The 9,634-nt window shown below is 59.5% G+C and carries 8 protein-coding genes and 1 pseudogene; 8 read left to right on the top strand and 1 reads right to left on the bottom strand.

The window, feature by feature from the left end; all coding sequences use genetic code 11:
* From KBZ07_RS11570 to ccsB, 3 genes and pseudogenes are all read left to right on the top strand, one after another.
* Nucleotides 1–304 (top strand): annotated as a pseudogene (locus KBZ07_RS11570) (ABC transporter ATP-binding protein); the annotation flags it as partial.
* Nucleotides 301–1,488: an LptF/LptG family permease gene (locus KBZ07_RS11565; protein WP_254931758.1), complete on the top strand. Its 1,188-nt coding sequence runs from the start codon at nucleotides 301–303 to the stop codon at nucleotides 1,486–1,488. The pseudogene KBZ07_RS11570 and the gene KBZ07_RS11565, both read left to right, overlap by 4 nt.
* A 184-nt stretch (nucleotides 1,489–1,672) precedes the next feature.
* The gene (gene ccsB / locus KBZ07_RS11560) at nucleotides 1,673–2,605 is read left to right on the top strand and encodes a c-type cytochrome biogenesis protein CcsB (RefSeq protein WP_254931757.1); all 933 of its coding nucleotides are present in this window, start codon (nucleotides 1,673–1,675) and stop codon (nucleotides 2,603–2,605) included.
* Between the two features lie 40 nt (nucleotides 2,606–2,645).
* On the opposite strand, the gene rpe is transcribed toward ccsB, so the two are convergent.
* Nucleotides 2,646–3,329, bottom strand: coding sequence for a ribulose-phosphate 3-epimerase (gene rpe, locus KBZ07_RS11555; protein WP_254931756.1), 684 nt, complete (start codon nucleotides 3,327–3,329; stop codon nucleotides 2,646–2,648).
* A 172-nt stretch (nucleotides 3,330–3,501) separates the two neighbouring features.
* Here rpe and glpX point away from each other — a divergent pair, with 172 nt between their 5' ends.
* The 5 genes from glpX (at nucleotide 3,502) to pgl (ending at nucleotide 9,607) form a co-directional block, all read left to right on the top strand.
* Complete coding sequence (gene glpX, locus KBZ07_RS11550) at nucleotides 3,502–4,506, top strand: class II fructose-bisphosphatase (protein WP_254931755.1); 1,005 nt, start codon at nucleotides 3,502–3,504, stop codon at nucleotides 4,504–4,506.
* 34 nt (nucleotides 4,507–4,540) lie between these two features.
* A complete protein-coding gene (locus tag KBZ07_RS11545) occupies nucleotides 4,541–5,851 on the top strand; it encodes a glutamyl-tRNA reductase (protein ID WP_254931754.1) in 1,311 nt (436 codons plus the stop codon).
* Between the two features lie 136 nt (nucleotides 5,852–5,987).
* Entirely contained in the window at nucleotides 5,988–7,283 is a 1,296-nt protein-coding gene (locus KBZ07_RS11540) for a glucose-1-phosphate adenylyltransferase (protein ID WP_254931753.1), read from the top strand.
* Between the two features lie 132 nt (nucleotides 7,284–7,415).
* On the top strand, nucleotides 7,416–8,834 hold the full coding sequence (gene gndA, locus KBZ07_RS11535) for an NADP-dependent phosphogluconate dehydrogenase (protein ID WP_254931752.1): 1,419 nt from the start codon (nucleotides 7,416–7,418) through the stop codon (nucleotides 8,832–8,834).
* A gap of 35 nt (nucleotides 8,835–8,869) precedes the next feature.
* The gene (gene pgl / locus KBZ07_RS11530; protein ID WP_254931751.1) at nucleotides 8,870–9,607 is read left to right on the top strand and encodes a 6-phosphogluconolactonase; all 738 of its coding nucleotides are present in this window, start codon (nucleotides 8,870–8,872) and stop codon (nucleotides 9,605–9,607) included.
* Nucleotides 9,608–9,634 lie beyond the last annotated feature (27 nt).

The raw sequence follows: 9,634 nt of genomic DNA, 5'->3' as shown, positions 1-9,634 counted from the left end.
ACGCTGTGAGGTTGCCCGAGCTCTGGCCGTCGGGGAGGTGGGCCCGCGCTACCTGCTGTTGGATGAACCCTTCGCTGGGGTTGATCCAATTGCTGTTGGAGATCTGCAAAGCTTAATTCAGCAGTTGCGCTCTCGTGGGATGGGATTGCTGATTACCGATCATAATGTCAGAGAAACCTTGGCGATCACTGATCGCGCCTATATTCTTTCTGAGGGTCGTATATTAGCTTCCGGCACATCCCACTCCATTGCGGCTGATCCCCTCGTGCGCCGCCACTACCTAGGTGAGGATTTTAAAATTTGAAGATTCCCTCAATTCCAAAAATAATTTGCCGTCAATGGGCAAGGTTCCCAATATTGGATCGGTGGATTTTGTCCGAACTTATCCCCCCCCTATTGTTTGGTATCGGCGCATTCACTGCCGTAAGTTTCTCGGTGGGCGCTGTTTTTGAGATTCTACGTCGCATTTCGGAAACCTCAGTACCGCTTAGTGATGTCGTAAAGATACTTTTGCTCCAGCTTCCGTCTTTTATGGTTATTTCTTTTCCGATGGCTACTTTAATGGCCGCCCTGCTTAGCTATGGCAAACTAGCTTCAACTAGTGAGCTCACCGCTTTGCGAAGTGTTGGGGTATCGGAATGGCGCATGGTGGTGCCTGGGGTTTCGTTGGCATTAGTCATGATGCTTTTGACCTTGACATTTAATGAGTGGGTTGTACCCAATACTATGTACCAGTCCAAGGCCCTGCTTGACCGCTCCCTTGGTAGGGCCATCATTGGCCAGTCTGCTGAAAATATAACTTACTCTAAGTTTGGAGAGATCAAAAATGGTGAGGCTCCGGCCTCTAGGGGGCTCACTACCTTTTTTGCTGCCCGGGAGTACAAGGAAGGAAACATGTCCGGGATTACCGTTCTCGATTTCGCTGATACCAACCGTCAAATTTTACTGCAGGCCCAATCGGGAAGTTGGCTTGAGAGCGAGGGCAGCTGGGAATTCAGGGATGGAGTTATATCTGTATTGCCCTCAGGTAAGGATAAGCAGTTAACAACAGGAGCTTTTGAGAAATATGTTTTTAAGCTCGGCATGGAGCCTATCCAAGCCGCGAAGCTACCTAAGGATTTTGATGTTTTCTCCAATACCCTCACCGTCGGTCAAGCAATGACTGCAGAGCGCCTGCTCAGGGAGTCTGGACAGACAAAGCGGGCTCGCAAATTCCAGGTGCGAATCCAGGAGAAATTTTCTTTCCCCGCCGTCTGTCTCGTTTTTGGCTTGCTGGGCTCCACCCTTGGCAGCCGACCAACTTCTCGGCAGAGCAGCAGCAAGGGCTTTGGTATGACGGTGATTTTCCTTTTTGTTTACTACCTCGGTGCCTATATCTTCAGTATGATCGGCGTCAACGGCTTTTTGCCCCCATTTGTTGCTGCGTGGTCACCTGTTTTATTAGGGCTGGGCACGGGATCATTTATTCTATATCGCTCCAGTCGATAGGCATCAAGTATTGTCTACCTGTCTTCGGGTTTTTCGATCTCGCTGCGCGGTTGACGTCTAAGCCCTCACCGTGACTTTCTTAGACATCATGCAACATGGCATCTTTTTTTAATTATTGTATGAGCCAATTGCCTCTAGCTGGTCCTGGTTTCAATTAAGCTGTCAGAACGCTGAATTGTCGCTAATGCTGCCGGATCCTGTCATTGCCCTAGGCCTTGCAGCCTTTGCCATGTTGCTGTTGGTATTGCCCCTGGCCTTCTGGGCCTTGAGCGGTGGCCACTCCAGCAAGGCGGTCCGCCTGCTCGTAGCTGCAGCCAACCTCTGCTTGACGGCCCAGCTGGTGCTGCGTTGGTGGGATTCGGGCCATTTCCCGATCAGCAACCTCTATGAGTCCCTCTGTTTTCTGGCCTGGGCCTGCACCCTGACCCAGCTACTTGTGGAACGAAACTGGCCTTCCCCTTTGGTGCCTGCCGCAGCGACCCCAATGGCCCTTGGCTGTGTGGCTTTTGCCAGTTTTGCCCTGCCGGATCGGCTGCAGGAGGCCTCTCCCTTGGTTCCGGCGCTGCGCTCCAGCTGGTTGGTCATGCACGTCAGCGTGATCATGGTCAGCTACGCGGCTTTGCTGGTGGGATCCCTGTTGTCGCTGGCGGTGCTTTTCACAGATCGTGGCAACAGTCTCGAGCTGCGCAGCAGTTCCATTGGCAGCGGTGGCTATCGCCAGGCCACGCTGGTCACAGCAGCCGACGGCAGTGGTTCTGGGGTGGCCCCACTCCAGCTAAGCAGTGTGGCCATGCCGGTAGTAGAGCAACTTGATTCCCTCAGTTACCGCACTATCACCGTGGGGTTCCTGTTGCTTTCAGTTGGGTTGGTAAGTGGGGCGGTGTGGGCAAATGAGGCATGGGGTAGCTGGTGGAGCTGGGATCCCAAGGAAACCTGGGCCCTTATTTGCTGGCTCGTATACGCGGCCTACCTCCACACCCGCCTGATTCGCGGCTGGCAGGGCCGCAAGCCTGCGCTTGTTGCAGCGGCAGGCTTGGTGGTGATTGCGGTTTGCTATATCGGCGTCAACCTATTGGGTATCGGTCTGCACAGCTACGGATGGTTTTTTGACAGCTAAGAGCCGCTAGCTACGAGCTCTAAGCTAGCAGCCATGCCTCCTATGCCACTACGGCGCTGGGGCGCTTGCTGTTGCGAATGCCGGTGATAGCGGCCCCATAGTCCGGCTGGTTGAAGATCCCCGAACCGCTCACGATCGCGTTGGCTCCGGCCTCGATCACCTTCCAGGCATTTTCCGCCTTGATGCCCCCATCCACCTCGATCCAGGGGTCCAGACCCCGTTCATCGCACATCCGGCGTAGGGAGCGGATTTTCTGAACCTGGTTCTCGATAAAGCTCTGACCGCCAAAGCCCGGGTTGACGCTCATGATCAACACCAGATCACACAGCTCCAGGCAATACTCGAGGCTGTCCAGGGGTGTGCTGGGGTTGAGCACGGCACCGGCCAGTTTGCCGAGATCCTTGATCTGGGCCAGGTTGCGGTGCAGGTGGGGACAGGCCTCCACCTGCACGGAAATGATGTCGGCGCCGGCATTGGCGAAGTCGGCGACGTAGTTCTCCGGCTCCACGATCATCAGGTGCACGTCGAGGGTCTTGCTGGTAACCGGTCGCAGGGCCTTCACGATCAGGGGACCGATCGTGATGTTGGGCACGAAGCGGCCATCCATTACGTCTACGTGAATCCAGTCAGCGCCTGCTTCGTCGACGGCACGCACGTCTGCGCCAAGACGGGAGAAATCTGCGGAGAGGATCGATGGAGAGATCACCAGGGGCTTGGTGCTCATGCTGGAGTGACTGTGCGGCGGGTTTAATTGTAGGTAGTTGCTGGGAGGGCCATCGGCACTGATACAGTTGCGGCCGCTTCAAGACTGAAAGGCCCGGCAGCAGCAGGACTCTGCTCCCCTCTCCTGCCCGGCCCTAGCCACTCCCTGAAGCCCATTCCCCTGCCGGATCACCGTGGATCGCACCCTCATCCAGGAAATTCTCGAGGTCGTTGAGCAAGCCGCCATCGCCTCAGCCGAGCTGACCGGCTTGGGCAAGAAAGATGAAGCCGATGCAGCTGCTGTGGAGGCCATGCGCACGCGCATGGGCCAGATCCAAATGCAGGGCCGCATCGTCATCGGCGAGGGAGAGCGCGATGAGGCCCCCATGCTCTACATAGGAGAGGAGGTCGGCAGCGGCACTGGCCCTGGGGTCGACTTTGCGGTGGATCCCTGCGAGGGCACCAATCTCTGCGCCAACAGCCAGCGGGGATCGATGGCTGTGCTGGCTGCCTCCGATCGGGGTGGGCTTTTCAATGCCCCTGACTTTTACATGAAGAAATTGGCAGCTCCGCCGGCAGCCAAGGGCAAAGTTGATATCCGCAAGTCTGCTACTGAGAACATCGCCATCCTCAGCCAGTGCCTAGGTCTGGCCGCCAGCGAGCTCACGATCGTGGTGATGGAAAGGGCCCGCCACAAGGACCTGATTGCCGAGATCAGGTCCACAGGTGCCCGGGTGCAGCCGATCTCCGATGGGGACGTGCAGGCCGCCATTGCCTGTGGCTTCGCCGGCACCGGTACCCACTGCCTGATGGGTATTGGGGCAGCCCCCGAAGGGGTAATTTCTGCGGCCGCCATGCGTGCCCTCGGTGGCCACTTCCAGGGGCAGCTGGTCTATGACCCCGCCGTCGCCCAAACCTCTGAATGGGCCGATTACACCAAGGAGGGAAATATCGCCCGCCTCAATGAAATGGGGATCACGGATGTCGATAAAATCTATGAAGCCGAGGAACTTGCTTCCGGGGAAAATGTCGTGTTTGCCGGAAGTGGCATCACTGACGGCCTGCTCTTCCATGGAGTTAAGTTTGAGAAGGATTGCACCCGCACCAGCTCCCTGGTGATCAGCACCCTCGACAACTCCGCCCGCTTCACCAACACCATCCACATCAAGCCAGGTGCCACAAACATCGCCCTGAGCTGACACCTACGCCAACCGAGTACAGCCGCCAGCCTTCATGCACATTGCCGTCGTAGGCCTCAGTCATCGCACGGCCCCAGTGGAGATCCGGGAGCGTCTCAGCATCCCGGAGCAGAGCATGGAGGCTTCGCTCCAACTGCTTAAGGCTGACGACCAGGTGCTTGAGGCCTCAATCCTCAGCACCTGCAACCGGCTGGAGATCTACACCCTGCTCAGGAACCCCGAGCAGGGCATCGCCTCGATCGGTTCGTTCCTGAGCCAGCACTCGGGCCTGGCCGTTGACCAGCTCGTTCCCCACCTCTTTACCTTCCATCACGAGGAGGCGATCGCCCACTTGTTGCGGGTCTCGGCGGGACTGGACTCCTTGGTGCTGGGTGAAGGACAGATCCTTGCCCAGGTAAAGAAGATGGTGCGCCTGGGCCAGGAGCACCATTCCGTTGGCCCCATTCTCAATCGCCTGCTGAACCAGGCGGTGAGCAGTGGCAAACGGGTTCGCACGGAAACAAACCTGGGCACCGGAGCGGTGTCGATCAGCTCCGCAGCGGTGGAACTTGCCCAACTCAAGCTTGGTCAGGCCCGCGGTATCGATGAACTTGTGCCCCTGGACCAGGAGCAGGTGGCGGTGGTGGGAGCTGGCCGGATGGCCCGCCTGTTGCTACAGCACCTCCAGGCCAAGGGTTGCCGTGGGGTGGTCCTGCTCAACCGCACGGTCGCCAGGGCAGAGCTACTGGCCGCTGATCTCCCGGCCCTACCTGTTCAGTGCCGGCCCCTCGATGACCTGGATCACTGCCTGAGCACCTGTTCACTGGTGTTCACAAGCACCGCCGCCGAAACCCCAATCATCTCGGCAGCCAGGCTTGGCGGCCTGAACAGACGATCCAGCCTGATGCTGATCGACATCGGTGTGCCTCGCAATATCGCCGCTGACACCTCGGCACTGGCGGGCGTCCAGTCCTTTGACGTGGATGATCTGCAGGAGGTTGTCAACCGCAACCAGGAAGCCCGCAGGGAGATGGCCGCTGAAGCAGAGGTACTGCTGGAGCAGGAGGCCAAGCTGTTTCTGGAATGGTGGGATGGCCTGGAGGCGGTGCCCGTTGTGAACCGGCTGAGACGCCAGCTGGAGGACATCCGCGAGCAGGAACTTCAGAAAGCCCTGAGCCGCATGGGCCCAGACCTCTCGGTTCGGGAACGCAAAGTGGTGGAGGCTTTGAGCAAGGGAATCATCAACAAGATCCTCCATACCCCCGTGACCAACCTGCGGGCGCCCCAGCCGCGCCAGCAACGGCACAGTGCGATGCGGGTGCTGCGCGAGCTCTTTGAGCTCAATGACCATCCCCCCGAGCCCTGAGCTGGGCCGTTTCCCCTGCCGGCTTGGCTGGTTCGGTCGCCTCTGCAACAGTTCGTGCCACCGCTGACCAAAAGGCTCGCCCTCGGGCCAGCTGCTCCAGTACGGTCAGCCCCAAGACCCGCCGGCAGCAAGGTTTATGAAGCGTGTACTGGCGATCATTCTCGGTGGCGGCGCTGGAACCCGCCTCTTTCCGCTCACCAAAATGCGCGCCAAGCCAGCTGTGCCGCTGGCAGGTAAGTATCGACTGATCGATATTCCCATCAGCAATTGCATTAACTCAGAAATTAATAAAATTTATGTGTTAACCCAGTTCAACAGCGCCTCGCTCAACCGTCACCTGACGATGAGCTACAACCTTTCGGCCGGGTTCGGCCAGGGGTTTGTTGAAGTTCTGGCGGCCCAACAAACCCCGGATAGCCCCAGCTGGTTTGAAGGCACCGCCGATGCCGTCAGGAAGTACCAGTCCCTCTTCCATGAATGGGACGTGGACCACTACCTGATCCTCTCTGGGGATCAGCTCTACCGGATGGACTACGGCCGCTTCGTCCAGCACCACATAGATACCGGCGCCCAGCTGACCGTGGGCGCCTTGCCAGTGGATGCCGCCCAGGCAGAAGGATTCGGGTTGATGCGCACCAGCGCTGATGGACGCATCCAGGAATTCAGGGAAAAGCCAAAGGGTGAAGATCTGGCCCAGATGCGAGTCGATACCCAGGCCCTGGGCCTCTCCGCCGAGGAGGCACTCAAGCGGCCCTATCTGGCCTCGATGGGTATTTATGTGTTCAGCCGCGAGACGATGTTTGATCTGTTGAATAATCATCCTTCCTCGACGGATTTTGGCAAGGAAATTATTCCGGCTTCGTTAAAGCGTGGTGACCGGCTCCAGAGCTACTTGTTTGATGACTACTGGGAAGATATTGGTACTATCGGTGCCTTTTATGAGGCCAATCTTGCCCTCACCGACCAGCCCAACCCGGCATTTTCCTTCTACGATGAGCAGTTCCCGATTTACACACGCCCCCGCTACCTACCACCCAGCAAGCTCCAGGATGCCCAAGTAACTGCCTCGATCATCGGCGAGGGTTCCCTGCTTAAGGCCTGCAGTATTCACCACTGCGTGCTGGGTGTTCGCTCCCGGGTAGAGGACGAGGTGGTGCTTCAAGACACCCTGTTGCTGGGAGCGGACTATTTCGAATCCGCTGAGCAACGGCTCGCCTTGCGTCAACAGGGAGGGATACCCGTGGGGGTGGGCAAGGGCACCACGGTGAAGCGGGCCATCCTCGACAAGAACGTGCGCATAGGCAATAATGTGACGATCGTCAACAAGGACCACCTGGAGGAGGCCGATCGGCCGGAGCTCAGCTTCTACATCCGCAACGGCATCGTGGTGGTTGAGAAAAATGGCTCAATTGCCGATGGCACCGTCATTTAGGGCCCCGAACCAGTAGGCCGATCCTGTCCCATGCCAGGGGTTGCTGACAAGGTTGCCACCAAGTTGTGACGGAACATCAGGCCCCAGGCCGCCCCTAGCCACACTGAGGCGCAAACGGTTTCAGTTTCAGCCATGGGCAAGGCGCATTTCGGCCTGATCGGGCTCGGGGTAATGGGTGAAAACCTAGTGCTCAATGCCGAGCGCAACGGTTACTCCTCGGTCGTCTACAACCGCACCTACGCCAAAACGGAAGATTTCCTGGCTGGTCGAGGTGCCGGCAAGGACATCGTCGGCGCAGCGACCCTGCAGGACTTTGTGGGGGCACTGGAGCGCCCGCGGCGGATCCTGATGATGGTCAAGGCCGGCCAGCCCGTTGACGACACCATTGATGCGATCTCCCCCTACCTGGAAGAAGGGGACCTGCTTATCGACGGGGGCAATTCCCTCTATGCCGATACGGAACGTCGGGTGGCGGAGCTGGAACGCAAAAGCTTCGGCTACATCGGCATGGGTGTATCCGGCGGAGCCAAAGGGGCCCTTGAAGGGCCAAGCATGATGCCCGGTGGCACCAGGGCCGCCTACGACGCCATTGAACCCCTGGTGCGCAAGATGGCCGCCCAGGTAAGTGATGGGCCCTGTGTCACCTACATAGGCCCCGGCGGTGCCGGCCATTTCGTCAAGACCGTTCACAACGGTATCGAATACGGCATCGAGCAGATCCTGGCTGAGGCCTACGACTTGATGAAGCGGATCGCCGGCATGAACGGCGACCAGATGGCCGATGTGTTGGCTGGCTGGAATGAGACCGAAGAACTCGCCTCCTTCCTGGTGGAGATCACCGAAGTCTGCCTGCGCACCAAGGATCCGGAGACCGGCGCCGATCTGGTCGAGGCGATCGTGGATGCGGCCGGCCAGAAAGGCACGGGCCTTTGGACCGTGGTCAGCGCCCTGGAGATGGGGGTGCCCGTACCGACCATCTACGCAGCTCTCAATGCCAGGGTGTTGAGCTCCCTGCGCCCCGAACGGCTTGCCGCTGAAGCCCTGCTGCCCGCGCCCCCAGCCCATTCCTTTTCCCTCGGTGAGCCGGCCGATGGCATGGCCCCCCTGCGCGATGCTTGCATCGCAGCCTGCATCGTCAGCTACGGCCAGGGCATGGCCCTGCTGCAGGAAGCTTCAAAGCTGCACGATTACAACCTCAATTTCTCGGCGATCGGCCAGATCTGGAAGGGAGGTTGCATCATTCGGGCCCGATTGCTGCAACGCATTCAAAATGCCTACAGCGCCAACCCCACCCTGGCGAACCTGGTGCTTGATCCCTGGTTTGCCGAGCAAATCAACAGGCGACTGCCCGGCCTGCGCCAGGTGGTGGCTGGTGCGGCCCTGGCGGGCATACCCGTGCCCTGCCTGAGCAGCACCCTCGACTACATCGACAGCTACCGAAGCGGCCGCCTCCCCCAGAACCTGGTGCAGGCGATGCGGGACTGCTTCGGCTCCCACACCTATGAGCGCACCGACAAGCCCGGCAGCTTCCACACCGAATGGCTTGACTGAATGACTGGTTCCCATCCCCCCTTGCCCTTTTGCCCATGACCTCCTCGCCCGCCCCGCCACCGAGCTATCGGGTGGTGGTGGCCGACTCGGCTGAAGATCTGGCCCGTCGCACGGCCCAGACGATCGGCTCGGCGTTGGATTTGGTGCTGGCGCAGCGGGATCGGGCCCAGATCGCCTTGGCGGGGGGTGGTACTCCCCGAGCTGCCTATTGCCATCTGGCCCAGCAGCATCTGCCCTGGGGGCGTGTGGATGTGTTGTTGGGTGATGAGCGCTGGGTTCCAGCGGACGATCCCTCCAGCAACGCCCGCATGGTGCGAGAAACCCTGATGGCGGCCGAACCCGGCAGCCATGCTTGCCTGCATGCTGTGCCAACTGACCTGCCAACCCCGGAGCAGGGCGCTCAGGCCTACGCAGAGCTGCTGCACCATCTCTGTGGGGGCGAGCCGCCAGCCCTGGATTTGGTGCTCCTGGGCCTCGGCGACGATGGCCACACAGCTTCTTTGTTTCCGGGAACAGCCGCTCCCCTCGTGGTGGATCGCTATGTGACCCTCGGGGAGGGCAAGGGTCTGCCGCGGGTAACCCTCACCGCACCGACCCTCTCGGCGGCTCGGCAGGTGATATTCCTAGTGAGCGGCAGCGGCAAGGTGGAGGCGCTCAGGCGTTTGCTCGATCCCCTGGAGGCCCCGGAGCGCACCCCCGCAAAGCTCGTGCGCCCCAGCGGCGAAGTGCTGATCCTGGCTGATCGGGCAGCGGCTGCGGGCCTGGAGCCGTGATAACCATCGCCAGCGGGGATGGCTTTA

The organism is Cyanobium sp. BA20m-14, from assembly GCF_024346295.1.
Note: the sequence above shows the minus strand (reverse complement) of the source record. Positions and strands in the feature narration are given on the sequence as shown.

Coding starts and splice junctions, on each gene's coding strand:
- ccsB (WP_254931757.1), top strand. CDS start 1,673: ATGCTGCCGGATCCTGTCATTGCCCTAGGCCTTGCAGCCTTTGCCATG.
- rpe (WP_254931756.1), bottom strand. CDS start 3,329: ATGAGCACCAAGCCCCTGGTGATCTCTCCATCGATCCTCTCCGCAGAT.
- KBZ07_RS11545 (WP_254931754.1), top strand. CDS start 4,541: ATGCACATTGCCGTCGTAGGCCTCAGTCATCGCACGGCCCCAGTGGAG.
- KBZ07_RS11540 (WP_254931753.1), top strand. CDS start 5,988: ATGAAGCGTGTACTGGCGATCATTCTCGGTGGCGGCGCTGGAACCCGC.
- gndA (WP_254931752.1), top strand. CDS start 7,416: ATGGGCAAGGCGCATTTCGGCCTGATCGGGCTCGGGGTAATGGGTGAA.
- pgl (WP_254931751.1), top strand. CDS start 8,870: ATGACCTCCTCGCCCGCCCCGCCACCGAGCTATCGGGTGGTGGTGGCC.